The sequence below is a fragment of the Burkholderia pyrrocinia genome (assembly GCF_003330765.1).
Classification (GTDB): Bacteria; Pseudomonadota; Gammaproteobacteria; order Burkholderiales; family Burkholderiaceae; genus Burkholderia; species Burkholderia pyrrocinia_B.
Map to the genome: position 1 here is coordinate 317,464 of NZ_CP024903.1, position 12,163 is coordinate 329,626.

Sequence of the window (12,163 nt, forward strand, 5' to 3'; positions counted from 1 at the left end):
CAGCACGGCCGGCAGGCGAACCGGCATGCGCGCGCCGCTGGCGAACCTTCATGCGAAAAGCCCGCGGCAACGTCGCGATCGGCGTGTTTGCCGGCAATGTATCACAGCGGCCATGCGGGATTTTCTGGGTTGCGCACGGGCCGCGATGCGTGGCTGATTTCCGTTCATGACGATCGTGCGGCGCGGCTTTTTTTGTACGGTCATGCTTTTTGCAGGCAGCCGACCTGCACGGCGGGACGGCCGGTTGGCGCGCATTGATCGGACAACATCGCGACACAGTCTGATCGGACGTGAAATTGTCGCAAAGCGACGTGCGCCCGATGCGGATTGGCGCAAAACGCCAAGCGATACGCATCGCGCTGCTGCGCACAAGTCCGGCGTGCGATGCCCGTCGTTGCTGGCCGTGCGCGTATTGCGCCGCCGCAATCGGGTGTCGCCGCGTGCCGCGGCCCGCCTGGCGGGGCTGGAGGCCGTGTCGTATTTGCGCAAGCGTTTGTCGTAATTCGTCGGCAGGTCGGGGTTTTTTCTGGCAACTATGTAGGCACGCTACGACTCACGTGAGTCCCCGCTACACGAGGAGAAGGTTTCGATGGATGCCCCCAAGGTCGTGGTCGAAGGTCTGTGCAAGGTGTTTGGAAGCAACCCGCAGCAGGCGCTCGACATGCTCGCCGCAGGCTCGACGAAGGACGAGGTGCTCAAGCGCACCGGTCAGGTCGTCGGCGTGCACAACGTCTCCTTCGATGTGCAGGAAGGCGAAATTTTCGTGCTGATGGGCCTGTCCGGCTCCGGCAAATCCACGCTGATCCGCCTCGTGAACCGGCTGGTCGATCCGAGCGCGGGCAAGGTGATGATCGATGGCCTCGACGTCGCGTCGGCGCGCCGCTCGGCGCTGACCGCGCTGCGCCGCAAGGACATGAGCATGGTGTTCCAGTCGTTCGCGCTGATGCCGCATCGCACCGTGCTGTCGAACGCCGCGTTCGGCCTCGAGGTCGCGGGCGTGGGCAAGAAGGAACGCGAACGGCGCGCGATGGACGTGCTCGAGCAGGTTGGCCTTGCACCGTTTTCGCACAAGGTGCCGTCCGAGTTGTCGGGTGGCATGCAGCAGCGCGTCGGCCTCGCGCGCGCGCTGGCCGTGAATCCGTCGCTGATGATCATGGACGAGGCGTTCTCCGCGCTCGATCCACTGAAGCGCAGGGAAATGCAGGATGTGTTGTTGCAGCTCCAGAAGGAGCAGCGCCGCACGATCATGTTCGTGTCGCACGATCTCGAGGAAGCGCTGCGCATCGGCAACCGCATCGCGATCATGGAGGGCGGCCGGCTCGTGCAGGTCGGCACGCCGCAGGACATCATCGCGAACCCGGCCGACGACTACGTGCGCGCGTTCTTCGACGGTATCGACACGAGCCGCTACCTGACCGCCGGCGACCTGATGCAGACGGGCGCGGTGCCCCTCGTGTCGAAGCTCGACGCCGCGAATGTCGCCGCGTCGCTGAACGGCAGCGCCGAATACGCATTCGTGCTCGACGCACAACGCAAGATCCGCGGCTTCGTCACGCGCGACGCGATCGGCAACGCATCGCCGGCCCTCCGCCCGATCGAAAGCATCCGGCGCGACGCGACGCTCGATCACGTTGTCGCCCGCGTGGTGGCGAGCCCGAACGCGCTGCCCGTCGTCGACGACGACGGCTGCTACTGTGGCTCGGTCGACCGCGCACTTATCCTGAAAGCCATCACGCGTTCGCGAGGTTCCCATGTCTGAAATGATTCCGCTCGGTACTTGGGTCGACCAAGGCGTCCATTACCTGCTCGACCACGACGCCAAGACATTCGACGCGATCGGCCAGGCGATCGAGGGCCTCGCGGCGCTCGTCGAACACGGCCTGCAGGCGATCCCGATGTGGATGCTGATGGCGATCTTCATCGGCATCGGGCTGTGGCGGGTGGGCTGGCGTTTCGCGCTGTTCGCCACCGCGTCGCTGCTGCTGATCTTCGCGACGGGCTTCTGGGACCAGACGGTCATCACGCTCGGTCTCACGCTGTCGTCGACGATCATCAGCCTCGTGCTCGGCATCCCGCTCGGCATCTGGGCCGCGAAGAGCAAGTGGGTCGCCGCGATCGTGCGCCCGATCCTCGACCTGATGCAGACGATGCCGGCATTCGTTTACCTGATTCCGGCCGCGATGCTGTTCGGTCTCGGCCGCGTGCCGGGGATCCTGTCGACGGTGATCTTCGCGATGCCGCCCGCGGTGCGCCTGACGAGCCTCGGCATTCGCCACGTGAACCGCGAGATCGTCGAAGCCGGCCAGGCATTCGGCTGCACGCCGTGGCAGTTGCTGTACAAGGTGCAGTTCCCGAACGCGCTGCCGTCGATCATGCAGGGCGTGAACCAGACGATCATGATGGCGCTGTCGATGGTGATCATCGCGTCGATGGTCGGCGCGGGCGGCCTCGGCAACGACGTGCTCGCCAGTATCCAGCGCCTCGACATCGGCCTCGGTTTCGAAAGCGGTTTGTCGGTCGTGCTGCTCGCGATCATTCTCGACCGCATCACCGAAAGCTTCGGCCGCGCGCCGGGCACCGTGAAGGCGCCGCTGTTCTCGGGCCTCAAGCAGCTCTTTCGCGTGAAGGGTTCGCCCGCGCAGGCCTGACCGACTGGCGGCCGGAATACTCTCCGGCCGCCTTCCCTGATTCGATAACGGCTTCCGCGGCTTTCGTCGCGGGGCTGCCCACCCGCAACCTCCCGAGGGTCTGTTTCCAGATGGAACGCACATGCGAATGCCCGAAATCGCTCGGAGGGCAAGAAGTGAGGAGCGCCGTTTGGCCGCGCCAAACAAGCGACGAGCGACGCCGCCATGCGGGCGATTTCGGGCATTCCCGTGGAATGGTTTTTAAATTTGGGGTTGCCACGAGAACGGCCGCTCGCCGCGTTGCGCTCCTTGCGAATACGTCCAGTATTCGCGGCGTCGCGCGCCTCGCGAGCGGCCGTTCTCGTGGCAACGCATGTGCGTTCCATCTGGAAACAGACCCTAGGAGACCGATGTGACGTCCGCCGTCGCTGTCGCGCCCGCCGCCTGCGTTTCACCGGTTTCGTCCCTCGCCCATTTCGGCTTCCTGACGCTGCCGAACTTCTCGATGATCGCGTTCTCGAGTGCGGTCGAAGTGCTTCGGATGGCGAACTACGTCGGGCGCGCCGACCATTATCGGTGGTCGATCTACTCGCTCGACGGCGCCCCCGCGCATGCCAGCAACGGCATCGCGGTGCGGCCCACGCAGGCGCTCGACTACACGAACCTGCCCGACGTGATGATCGTGTGCGGCGGCATCCGCATCCGCGACGTGGTCGACGAGGGCGCGCGCGATACGCTCGCGGCGCTCGCCGAACGCGGGCTGCCGCTCGGCGGCATCTGCACGGGCGCGTATGCGCTGATGTCGAGCGGGCTGCTCGACGGCTATCGCTGCACCGTGCACTGGGAGAACCTGTCCGCGCTGCATGCCGAGTTTCCGCAGGTCGGCTTCGCCGACGAGTTGTTCGTCGTCGACCGCGACCGGCTGACCTGCACGGGCGGCACCGCGCCGCTCGACCTGATGCTGAACCTCGTCGGCATGCGGTTCGGCCAGCAGCTTGCCGCGCAAGTATCGGAGCAATTCATCCTGGAGCGCATCCGCAGCTCGACCGACACGCAGCCGATTCCGGTCGATGCGCGCGTCGGCTTCTCGCGCGCGGAGCTGATCGAGGTCGTGCGCCTGATGGAGGCGAACATCGAGGAGCCGCTGTCGCTCGAGGAACTCGCGCGGCTCGTGCGGCTGTCGCAGCGGCACCTGCAGCGGATGTTCAAGGTGTACCTGAACGTGTCGCCGACCCACTATTACCTGACGATGCGCCTGAAACGCGCGCGTGACCTGCTGCGCACGACCGATGCGTCGATCGCGCGCGTGACGACGGTCTGCGGCTTTCATTCGCCGTGTCATTTCAGCAAGGCATACCGCGCGCAGTTCGGCCATGCGCCAAGCTACGAGCGCCGGTTGCCGGGGCGCTGACCGGCGCGAACCCTGCTTACAGATGGTCCGCAACGTCGCCGGGATCGCGGCGCGCGGCTTTAACAAACGATCCCGCATTCAAGCAAACGACATCACGTTGAGGAGAAGAAAGATGAAGCGCCTATTGATCGCAGCGGTATGCGGGATCGGGGTAACCGCGCCGATGTCGGCCGTTTATGCGGCCGATCCGCCCGTATGCAAGAACGTGCGCTTCGCGGATGTCGGCTGGTCCGACATCGCGGCGACCACGGGCCTCGCATCGACGATGCTGCAGGGGCTCGGCTACAGCCCGACGAAGACGATCGCGTCGGTGCCGATCACGTTCGCGGGGATCAAGAGCAAGCAGATCGACGTGTTCCTCGGCTACTGGTCGCCGACGATGGACCCGATCATCCAGCCGTTCACGAAGGCCGGCACGATCAAGGTACTCGCGACGCCTAACCTGACCGGCGCGAAATACACGCTCGCAGTGCCCGACTACGTGTACCAGGGCGGCCTGAAGTCGTTCGCGGACATCCAGAAGTACGCCGACAAGCTCAACGGCAAGATCTACGGGATCGAGCCGGGCAACGACGGCAACCTGCTGATCAAGAAGATGATCGACGGCAACAAGTTCGGGCTCGGCAAGTTCAAGATGGTCGAGTCGAGCGAGGCCGGGATGCTGGTCGAGGTGAACCGCGCGATCCGCGACAAGCAGTGGATCGTGTTCCTGGGCTGGGAACCGCACCCGATGAACGTGCAGATGAAGATCGACTACCTGACCGGCGGCGACGACGTGTTCGGCCCGAACTACGGCGAAGCGAAGGTGCTGACGGCGACGCCGCCCGATTACTCGCAGCGCTGCCCGAACGTCGCGAAGTTCGTGTCGAACCTGCAGTTCACGACGACCATCGAGAACCACGTGATGATGCCGATCATGAACAAGGAAGATCCGAACAAGGCAGCGACGGAGTGGCTGAAGGCGAACCCGCAGGCGCTCGACAAGTGGCTCGCGGGCGTGACGACGCTCGACGGCAAGCCGGGGCTGCCGGCGGTGAAAGCGTATCTCGGCGTGCATTGAGCGTCGACGCGATCGGCGCGCCGACTGAAAAGGACGGCGCACCGGTGTGATGAAACGCGGCCCTCCCGCATCGTGCGGGCGGGCCGCGCCGCTTCTGGGCGCCCGAACGCGCGGTGTTACGGCATGACGACGACGAGCAGTACGCGCTGCAGGCCGTCTTGCCCGGGAGGGAGCACGAGCCGGTTGCGCGGATGGCGCCGGGTGCCGTCACCCGAACCGGACGCAATACACCGGCGGCAAATGCGCCGACACCATCTGCCAGTTTTCACCGCCATCGCCGGACGTCCATAACCCGCCGGTCGTCGACGCCATCGCGAGACGCGTGCCGGAATCGTCCACCGCGAGCCCGTGCCGATACACGAGGTCATATGCGGGCGCGGCCGGCAACCCGTTCGAGAAACTCTCGAAACTGCGGCCGCCGTCGCGCGTGCGCGTGACGACGAACCGGCCGTTCACCGGAATCCGGCATGCATCCTTCACGGCCGGTACGAACCACGCTGTGTCAGGTTCGTTCGGATGCACGGCAACGGCGAAGCCGAAGCTCGAAGGCTGCGCTTCGATCCGCCGCCAGTGCTCGGCGCCGTCGGTCGAGCGGAAGATCGCGCAGTGATGCTGCGTCCACAGCACGTCCGGGTTGGCCGCGCACTGCACGACGCGATGCGGGTCCTGCATGTTGGGCTCGCCGCGCCGTTCGGGCGGCATGTAGTCGGCTTCCATGCCGTCGGCGGTCACGCGCCAGGTGGCGCCGCCGTCGGCGGTTTGCCAGACGCCGCCGCACGAGATGCCGACCGTCACGTGCCGGCTGTCGCGCGGATCGACCATCACCGAATGGATGCCCGGCGCGTCGTACCCGCCGCCGCCCCACTCGGTGCGTTCAGGGCGATCCCACAATGGGCGGTTGAGCGCCCACGAGTCGCCGCCGTCGTCGGAGCGGAACAGCCCGCCGGGAATCGTGCCGGCCCACAGTACGCCCGGCTCGTCGGCGCCGCCGGCTTCGAGCGCCCAGATCTGCTGAAGCGTCCAGGGCGGCTTCGGGGCGGGGGGCTCGTCGTCCGCATCGCTCGTGCTGGCATGCGCGCTGGTGCTGGCGGGCGGTTCGTCGGCAGGCTGCGGCGGATAAACGGGGACGGCGCATTCCTCCCAGTCGGCGGCGCCGGCCGGCCTGCGGTGCAGCTTCACGCCGAAATGGCCGAGGTTGAGCGCGGCATATAGCGTGCCGTCGCGCGGGTCGGCCAGCGCCATGCTGACCGGCTCGCCGGCGAAATGCGGCTCGCCGAGCGTCCAGCCGCCGTTGCCGTCGGCCTGCAGAACGAACAGGCCCTTGCGGGTGGCGACGAGCAATCGATCGTTCATGTTGGGTGTCTCCTGATGATCCGATTGGGCGCTTTCGCGCCTGGTCGAAGCCCACGCATCAGTCCCCTTATCCGCCCGTCAGCGCCTGGACGACATAAACCCGGCTGGCGTCGCCGAGCGCATCGGACAGGTGCTGCCGGTCGTGTATCCGCTGGCCGTCGATGAATACTGACAGGTGTTTTCGCAGCGCGCCCTGGTCGTCGAGGATGTAGCCGCGCAGTCGTGGCTGCTCGCCGAAGACGGTTTCGAACGCTTCGCCGAGCGTCCGCGCGTCGATTTCGCGCTCGGGCGTTTCGATATGCCGCTGGATCGAAGCGGCGAAGAAAAGGTGCGCCATGGCAGTGGCTGGCAGGAGCCGCGCGGAGGGGACGGTTTTTAGTGTAGGCGATCCGGCGAAGGCTGAAAGGTGGGACGGAGCGGCCCGGCGCGATCCGGCGTGCGCGGGCCGGTGGTGCGCTAAACCGGAATCGACCGCCCCCGAATCCGGATCCCGAGCCGCACGACGCCGATCACCGCATTCGACAGCCACGTGAGCAAACGCGGCATCCCGCGCCGGCGGATATCGAGCAGCAGCACGATCCGCACTTCATCGCTGTCGTTCCACACCTCGTGCATGAACGTGTCGTCCCACAGCAGGAAGCGGCCTTCGTCGAGCCGGTATTCGCGGCCGTCGACCTTCAGCACGGCGGCCGGCGTGCCGTCCGCGCGCTTCGGCATCGACAGCACGAGATAGCCGCGCAGGATGCCGCGAAACGGCCCGCGATGCGGTGGAATGTGCTTGCCGGGCGCGAGAAACGACAGCGATGCGGACAGCACGTCCGGTGACGCCGCGACGATCGATGCGACGGTCGGGCAGCGCGACAGGTTGCGCGGGAACGGCTGACCGTACGCCTGCATGATGAACATCCGCCAGTCGCGTGCGTCGTTGGCCGAGATGTCGTACTGCTCGCGCATGATCTCGTGGAAGCGCGGGATGTGCGGCAGGTCGCGCGCCACGGCGAGCGCTTCCGCCCGGATGGCGGGCCATGCGTGCACGAAACGCTTGGCGTCCGGGAATGCGGCCGTGTCGAGCACCGCGCCGCCGTCGAGATGGCGGTCGTACAGCGTGCGGAGCAGGCCGGCTGCATAGTCGTAAACGACGGACATGGTCGATCGAGGAGCGATCCGTAACGGGTGTCGTCAGTCTGCCCGAGGCGCAATGGGCGCTGCGTTACGTCAGGTTACGCCGGCTGACGAAAGAATGACAGTTCGTTGAACGGCCGACACGAGCGGCCCCGGAAACCGGGAGATCGCGTGGTTCGAGCCGCGATAAGCGGGAATAAACGCACACCCTCCGTCGTCATACGGGATGTAGCACGTCGTCTCGTTGACTTCTGAAGGAGTGGAGCATGAACACGCATTGGCTGGTGGCCGCTACCGTGGCGGCGATATCTCTCGCGGGTGTCGCGGCGCAAGCGTCGGCACAGGAACTGACGCGCGCGCAGGTCAGGCAGCAACTGATCGACGCCGAAAACAACGGGCTGCGCTTCGTGACCGATACGTCGTATCCGGACGTGAGCCCGCTGTTCCAGCGGCAGGTCGAACAGATGCCGCGGCGTCAGGCCAGCACGGCGGTCGGCAGCGATCCGGCCGTTTCATCCGAAGCGGGCAAGCGGGCGACGATGTCGCCGCGCCAACGCGCCGCCGCATGCGTCGGCCCTGCGAGCTTCTGCACGATCTATTTCGGAAGCTGACGCAGTCGCCTGCGTTTGCAGGTCAGGCATTCACACAGGTTGATCGATACGGAACATTGAAGGAGTTCATGATGAAATCATATATCGCAGTACTGACGATGATCGGGGTGATCGTCGGTCAGTCGGCATTCGCGCAATCGGCCGCGCCGCTGACGCGCGCACAGGTTCGCGACGAATTGATGCGGCTGGAAGCGGCCGGGTACGACCCGGCGAAGGGCGACGAAGGCGAGTATCCGGCGGACATCCAGGCCGCGGAGGCGAAGCTCGCCGAGCAGGATCGGGCCAGGATGGCGGCCTCCGCTGCGCATGCGCCGGCCTCCGGCATGCCGGCGCAGACCAGCAACTAGGTGTCGACATGGTCGTGTGTGGCTTCAGGCCGTCGTGTTCGCGGTGCGGCAGTACGCATGCCCTTCGCGCCGCTCGACCTCGCCGAAGGGCGCCGGCTGCCATGCCTGTCATCGCACGCCGCTTCGCGCGGCGTCGCGATCATCTCGCCAACCGATCCCGAGTGGCGGGCAGGTCGATCGCACGATGAACAGGAATGCAGACGATATCGCGAACCGAAGCAGCCCGGCTCATGCACGCGATGGTGCGCTGAAATATGGGCGGGCGACTACCAGGGCATCATGCGCTGCGCGACGTGATCGCGCAGTACGAAGCGGTGCGCCAGCGCGGCTGCCACGTGCAGGCAGATGCCGCCGAACAGCACCCACGCGAGGATGCCGTGCACGTCGCCCATCGCGTGACCGAATCCGGAGCCGGCCGCCGACAGCGCCGGCAACGGAACGATCCCGAACAGCGTCACGGCCCAGGCGCGCGACGATGCGTTGATCCAGCCGAGCAGCGGCACCGCGATCAGCAGCGCGTAGAGCGCGACATGCGTCGCGCCCGACAGCGCGCGCATCGCGGGCGACAGATCGCTCGCGGGCGGGCGATGCGTTGCGCGCCACAGCACGCGGCACGCCATCGCCGCGAGCAACGCGGTGCCGACGATCAGGTGCGCGGCGATCAGGCCGATCGGCTGCGTGTCGCGATGCACGTCGGGCATTGTCCAGCCGATCGCATATTGCGCGACGACCAGCGCCATGATCAGCCAGTGAAGCAAGCGCGCAACGGCGCCATATCGGGCGGGCGTGGGCATGAAGACTCCTGATGAACGAGCGACCGGGACGGTATCGGTCGAGCGGATTCTACGGCCGAATCCTTAACGAAACGTTAAGCACGCGGCATCGCTCCACCCGCGTCCGCCGACGGCAGCGTAATCGCGACGCCGAGGCCCTGGCCGCCGATGCCGGTCTCGAACTGCACGGTGCCGCCGAAGTATTGCGCGATGCGTGTGACGATCGACAGCCCGAGCCCGCTGCCGGGCGACTGCGCGCCGCTGCCGCGATAGAAGCGGTCGCCGAGCCGCTCGTGCTCGCCGGGGGCGACACCCGGCCCGTCGTCGCGCACGACGATGCGTTGCAGTGCGCCGTCGTCGTGCACGCCGAGCTCGATGCGGCCGCCCCGGCGGCCGTATTTGACGGCGTTGTCGACGAGATTGTCGAGCAGGATGCCGATCAGGATCGGATCGGCCTCGATCGCCCGCCGGGATGCGTCGCCGGCCACGATGTCGATGGCCTTGTCCGACGCCTTCGCGAGATGACGATCGATGGCGGCGTCGACGAGTTCGCGGACGACGACGGCGCGCGTCGGAATGCGTTCGTATTCGTCGAGCCGCGCGAGCAGCAGCAACTGTTCGGCGAGCCGCGCGCTGCGGTCGACGCCTTGTACCACGCGCTGCATCGCCAACTGCTTGCGCGCCGGATCGTCGGTCGCGATCGCCACCTGGGCCTGAACCTTGATCGCGGCCAGCGGCGTCTTGAGTTCGTGCGCCGCGTCGGACGTGAACGCGCGCTCGCGCACGATCGATTGCCGCAGCCGGGCCAGCAGGCGGTCGATCGCATCGACCAGCGTGTGCACTTCGTCCGGCACGGTGGCGATGCCGAGCGGTTCGAGCGATCGCGCATCGCGCGCGCCGATCAGCGTCGACAGCGTCTTCAACGGCGCGAGACTGCGGCCGATCAGGTACCAGAGGAGGAGCGCCAGCACCGGGAGCGCGACGATCAGCGGCCAGACGATGCCGCGCGCGATTCCGGTCGCCAGATCGCTGCGCGTATTGGCGGTCTCCATCACGCGCACCCAGCGGCCCGACGCATGGTCGCGCAGCGTGTGCGTGCGCCATTGCGTGTCGCCTATGACAATCGTCCGGGGCGCGCCGCGCGGGTCGCGTGCATCAGGCAAACCGCCAGCGGCGGCCGGAAGGCTCGACGCGACCACGTTGCCCTGCGCGTCGCGCACCTCGAACAGCACGTCGCGCGGCAGGCGATCGCCGTCGTTGTCGGGGCCGGATCCCGAATTGCCGGACGCCAGTTCGACCCGTGCGTCCGGCGGAAAGCGGGCAAGGTGACCGAGGTCGGCCGGTGCGAGATTGACCAGCAGCGATGCGTATTCGACGAGGCGTGCATCTTCCCATTCGCCGATCTCGCGCGTCGCGTGCCGGAAGCTGCCGAACACGGCGACGAGCCAGACGAGCGTCACGCAGCCGAGCGCCATCAGCGAAACGCGGCGTCGTATCGAACGGGAAATCATTGGAGGTCGACAACGTAGCCGATGCCACGAACGGTGCGGATCAAATCCGCGCCGAGCTTCTTGCGCAGGTTCGAAATATGGACCTCGATCGCATTGCTTTCGATGCCTTCCTGCCAGCCGTACAGGCCGTCCTCGAGGCGCGCTCGCGACTGCGGCGCGCCCGGGTGGCTGACGAGCTGAACCAGGATGGCCCACTCGCGCGACGTGAGCGCGATGCGCGCTGCATCGCGTGTCACTGTGTGGGTGGCCAGGTCGATCGTGATGTCGCGCCACGCGATCTCGTCGCCGGCGCGGCCCTGCGAGCGTCGCACGAGCGCGCGACAGCGGGCGAGCACCTCGGTCAGCTCGAACGGTTTCGCGAGATAGTCGTCCGCGCCGTCGTCGAGGCCGCGGACCCGGTCGGCCACGGTGCCGCGCGCGGTCAGCACCAGCACGGGGACCGTATCGCCCGCATCGCGCAACGCACGCAGCAGTTCCGTTCCCGATTTCCCGGGCAGGCCGAGATCGAGCACGACGAGCGCGAAGCGCGTGGTCGCGAGCGCCGCGGCGGCCGCGTGACCGTCGCGCAACCAGTCGACGTGATAGCCGGCCTGACTCAGGCTGATCTCGAGGCCGCTGCCGATCAGGTCGTCGTCTTCAACAAGGAGGAGTCGCATGGTCGATTCGTGTGCGGGCGTCTGCGATTGTATGAGCCGGACTGCGCGCGCCGTGCAACGGATTGTAATTGAGCCGCTTCGCATGCCGCCCGATTCTGAAGAACGCTTAAGGTTTGCCGCCGGCAATCCCGCTACCATCGGCCACTGCATTTCTCGGGTTGTTCTCCTCCGCTTCCCCTGATCCCGAATCGGGTCGGGTGCGTCCGGCACGCGCCGAACGTGCTTGCCCGTCAATCCGCGACCCTGCCGATCGATCCCGGATCGAAGCGAGTCGTCCGCACGGGAGGTTCAGTCTTCATGGCACCCTCGACGATCGAGCGATGGCGAGCCCACCTGCTGATCGCCGCGCTGGCCGGCATGTTCATTCAGTGTTTCGTGCTGGTTTCGTTGCTTGCATTGCGCGTACCCGAAGCGTTTTTCACCACGATGACGTTTCGCGTCTGGATCGTCGTCGCGGTCGCAACTGCCATCCTTTCGGCCCGTAAGCTTGCCGGTGCGGCGTTCAGGGCCGCGCTCGCGTGCGGATACGTGCGCGTGACCGGAATCGATCGCCGCACGGTAGTCGTGTCATCTGATTGCGCGTATCGTCTGCTGGTCGTTCTTCACATCCGGCTCAACGGGAGCCAATACGGCGGCGTGTACGGGTGAGCCCGCGTGCGCGCCGCCGGTTCCCGGCGTCGCGGTCATACGGG

12 protein-coding genes and 1 pseudogene are annotated in these 12,163 nt (G+C 66.6%); 7 read left to right on the top strand and 6 right to left on the bottom strand.

Going from position 1 to position 12,163, the window contains the following annotated elements; all coding sequences use genetic code 11:
• Positions 1-301: 301 nt before the first annotated feature.
• The 4 genes and pseudogenes from CUJ89_RS18965 to CUJ89_RS18980 form a co-directional block, all read left to right on the top strand.
• Positions 302-1,759: pseudogene (locus CUJ89_RS18965) on the top strand (quaternary amine ABC transporter ATP-binding protein); the annotation flags it as partial.
• Positions 1,752-2,648, top strand: a complete 897-nt coding sequence (gene choW / locus CUJ89_RS18970; RefSeq protein ID WP_114179041.1) for a choline ABC transporter permease subunit — start codon at positions 1,752-1,754, stop codon at positions 2,646-2,648. The pseudogene CUJ89_RS18965 and the gene choW, both read left to right, overlap by 8 nt.
• Positions 2,649-3,039: 391 nt before the next feature.
• On the top strand, positions 3,040-4,038 hold the full coding sequence (locus tag CUJ89_RS18975) for a GlxA family transcriptional regulator (RefSeq protein ID WP_114179042.1): 999 nt from the start codon (positions 3,040-3,042) through the stop codon (positions 4,036-4,038).
• Positions 4,039-4,150: 112 nt separating this feature from the next.
• Complete coding sequence (locus tag CUJ89_RS18980; RefSeq protein ID WP_114179043.1) at positions 4,151-5,098, top strand: choline ABC transporter substrate-binding protein; 948 nt, start codon at positions 4,151-4,153, stop codon at positions 5,096-5,098.
• Positions 5,099-5,305: 207 nt separating this feature from the next.
• On the opposite strand, the gene CUJ89_RS18985 is transcribed toward CUJ89_RS18980, so the two are convergent.
• From CUJ89_RS18985 to CUJ89_RS18995, 3 genes are all read right to left on the bottom strand, one after another.
• Positions 5,306-6,451, bottom strand: coding sequence for a WD40/YVTN/BNR-like repeat-containing protein (locus CUJ89_RS18985; protein WP_114179044.1), 1,146 nt, complete (start codon positions 6,449-6,451; stop codon positions 5,306-5,308).
• 67 nt (positions 6,452-6,518) lie between these two features.
• Complete coding sequence (locus CUJ89_RS18990) at positions 6,519-6,788, bottom strand: MoaD/ThiS family protein (protein ID WP_114179045.1); 270 nt, start codon at positions 6,786-6,788, stop codon at positions 6,519-6,521.
• A gap of 119 nt (positions 6,789-6,907) precedes the next feature.
• Entirely contained in the window at positions 6,908-7,597 is a 690-nt protein-coding gene (locus CUJ89_RS18995; protein ID WP_114179046.1) for an aspartyl/asparaginyl beta-hydroxylase domain-containing protein, read from the bottom strand.
• Positions 7,598-7,839: 242 nt separating this feature from the next.
• Here CUJ89_RS18995 and CUJ89_RS19000 point away from each other — a divergent pair, with 242 nt between their 5' ends.
• Both CUJ89_RS19000 and CUJ89_RS19005 read left to right on the top strand, forming a co-directional pair.
• Complete coding sequence (locus tag CUJ89_RS19000) at positions 7,840-8,184, top strand: DUF4148 domain-containing protein (protein ID WP_114179047.1); 345 nt, start codon at positions 7,840-7,842, stop codon at positions 8,182-8,184.
• A 71-nt stretch (positions 8,185-8,255) separates the two neighbouring features.
• Positions 8,256-8,531 (top strand): DUF4148 domain-containing protein, encoded by a 276-nt coding sequence (locus CUJ89_RS19005; RefSeq protein WP_114181446.1) that lies wholly within the window; start codon positions 8,256-8,258, stop codon positions 8,529-8,531.
• A gap of 266 nt (positions 8,532-8,797) precedes the next feature.
• Here the strand turns inward: CUJ89_RS19005 and CUJ89_RS19010 are convergent, their stop codons facing one another.
• The 3 genes from CUJ89_RS19010 to CUJ89_RS19020 form a co-directional block, all read right to left on the bottom strand.
• The gene (locus CUJ89_RS19010) at positions 8,798-9,325 is read right to left on the bottom strand and encodes a cytochrome b (protein WP_114179048.1); all 528 of its coding nucleotides are present in this window, start codon (positions 9,323-9,325) and stop codon (positions 8,798-8,800) included.
• Positions 9,326-9,399: 74 nt separating this feature from the next.
• Positions 9,400-10,815: an ATP-binding protein gene (locus CUJ89_RS19015; protein WP_114179049.1), complete on the bottom strand. Its 1,416-nt coding sequence runs from the start codon at positions 10,813-10,815 to the stop codon at positions 9,400-9,402.
• Positions 10,812-11,471, bottom strand: a complete 660-nt coding sequence (locus tag CUJ89_RS19020) for a response regulator (protein ID WP_114179050.1) — start codon at positions 11,469-11,471, stop codon at positions 10,812-10,814. The genes CUJ89_RS19015 and CUJ89_RS19020 overlap by 4 nt, the downstream gene beginning before the upstream one ends.
• Before the next feature lie 297 nt (positions 11,472-11,768).
• Between CUJ89_RS19020 and CUJ89_RS19025 the strand changes: the two genes are divergently transcribed.
• Positions 11,769-12,119, top strand: a complete 351-nt coding sequence (locus CUJ89_RS19025; protein ID WP_114179051.1) for a hypothetical protein — start codon at positions 11,769-11,771, stop codon at positions 12,117-12,119.
• Positions 12,120-12,163 lie beyond the last annotated feature (44 nt).

Bases quoted from the DNA above. Each gene is read 5' to 3' on its own strand.
- choW (WP_114179041.1), top strand. From the start codon at position 1,752: ATGTCTGAAATGATTCCGCTCGGTACTTGGGTCGACCAAGGCGTCCAT.
- CUJ89_RS18980 (WP_114179043.1), top strand. From the start codon at position 4,151: ATGAAGCGCCTATTGATCGCAGCGGTATGCGGGATCGGGGTAACCGCG.
- CUJ89_RS18985 (WP_114179044.1), bottom strand. From the start codon at position 6,451: ATGAACGATCGATTGCTCGTCGCCACCCGCAAGGGCCTGTTCGTTCTG.
- CUJ89_RS18990 (WP_114179045.1), bottom strand. From the start codon at position 6,788: ATGGCGCACCTTTTCTTCGCCGCTTCGATCCAGCGGCATATCGAAACG.
- CUJ89_RS18995 (WP_114179046.1), bottom strand. From the start codon at position 7,597: ATGTCCGTCGTTTACGACTATGCAGCCGGCCTGCTCCGCACGCTGTAC.
- CUJ89_RS19000 (WP_114179047.1), top strand. From the start codon at position 7,840: ATGAACACGCATTGGCTGGTGGCCGCTACCGTGGCGGCGATATCTCTC.
- CUJ89_RS19005 (WP_114181446.1), top strand. From the start codon at position 8,256: ATGAAATCATATATCGCAGTACTGACGATGATCGGGGTGATCGTCGGT.
- CUJ89_RS19010 (WP_114179048.1), bottom strand. From the start codon at position 9,325: ATGCCCACGCCCGCCCGATATGGCGCCGTTGCGCGCTTGCTTCACTGG.
- CUJ89_RS19015 (WP_114179049.1), bottom strand. From the start codon at position 10,815: ATGATTTCCCGTTCGATACGACGCCGCGTTTCGCTGATGGCGCTCGGC.
- CUJ89_RS19020 (WP_114179050.1), bottom strand. From the start codon at position 11,471: ATGCGACTCCTCCTTGTTGAAGACGACGACCTGATCGGCAGCGGCCTC.
- CUJ89_RS19025 (WP_114179051.1), top strand. From the start codon at position 11,769: ATGGCACCCTCGACGATCGAGCGATGGCGAGCCCACCTGCTGATCGCC.